Annotated in this window: 1 pseudogene; it reads left to right on the forward strand. The window is 41.1% G+C overall.

The features are described from left to right. Positions 1-136: 136 nt before the first annotated feature. Positions 137-1,126 (forward strand): annotated as a pseudogene (gene ltrA, locus ACUVJL_RS27440) (group II intron reverse transcriptase/maturase); the annotation flags it as partial. Positions 1,127-1,264 lie beyond the last annotated feature (138 nt).

The following is a 1,264-nucleotide window of genomic DNA, read 5'->3' on the forward strand; positions in this document are numbered from 1 at the left end:
TTCACAAAGCCTGTCACAAGCACATACATACAGGCAAACGCTCTGAGGTTTTGGAGGCTTGAGCCGGATGATGGGAAACTGTCAAGTCCGGTTCTTAGGGGAGGAGGACGCGGCGACGTGTTCCTCCTTACCCGACAAAAATACGGCGGGTGTAGACGGAATCAAATCTCTATCCCCAAAGCAACGTATGAATCTTGTAGGTAAGTTAAAGTTGACCAATAAGGTGAAACCAACTCGTAGAGTTAATATCCCCAAACCGGGTTCAACTGAAACTAGACCATTAGGAATACCCACAATAAACGACCGTGCATTACAAGCGTTAGTCAAGCTAGCGTTAGAACCAGAATGGGAGGCTAAATTCGAGCCAAACAGTTATGGTTTTAGACCAGGACGTTCCTGTCACGACGCAATCGAAGCAATATATACTAGCATCAATAAGAAACCCAAATATGTACTTGATGCCGATATCTCAAAATGCTTCGACCGTATAGACCACAAAGCTTTAATCTCCAAAATAAGTACATACCCTACCTTAAACCGACAGCTTAAAGCATGGCTCAAAGCAGGGTATTGTGACCAGGGTTCTTTATTCCCCACTAATGATGGTACACCACAAGGCGGAGTCATTTCTCCGTTACTTGCGAACATTGCCCTGCATGGTATGGAAGAGAGAATCAAGCAATATGCGGAAACACTAAAAGGGAAAAAGCGAGATAATCGCCAAGCCTTAAGTTTAATCCGATATGCCGATGATTTCGTGATCATCCATAAGGATTTAAACGTAGTCAAGGAATGTCAAGAGATAATAGCTAACTGGTTGAGTGACATGGGACTGGAATTAAAACCAAGTAAAACAAAATTAACCCACACCCTCAATGAAATTAATGGAAATGTTGGGTTTGAGTTCTTAGGATTCCATATTCAACAACACAAAGTAGGAAACTACAGAAGTGCATATAGCTCCGAAGGAATCCCACTAGGTTTTAAAACATTAATCACACCCTCAAACACAAAAACCAAAGCTCATCTTGTCAAAATAGCTGAAGTAATAGACAACCATAAGAATGCACCTCAAGCTGCTCTAATTAGCAAGTTGAATCCTGTTATCAGAGGTTGGGCAAATTACAGGGTAAACGCATCTTAACTGGAACCCAAAATATGCTACAGTTAAATCCGACTAAATTTCAATGTAGTTTGTTGTAGTTTATGGGTGCTATCAATGGCAAGAGGTTTTAGTAAAGCTGTAACTTCCCAACAAAAACAA

It is taken from the genome of Microcoleus sp. OTE_8_concoct_300 (genome assembly GCF_031383065.1).
GTDB lineage: Bacteria > Cyanobacteriota > Cyanobacteriia > Cyanobacteriales > Microcoleaceae > Microcoleus.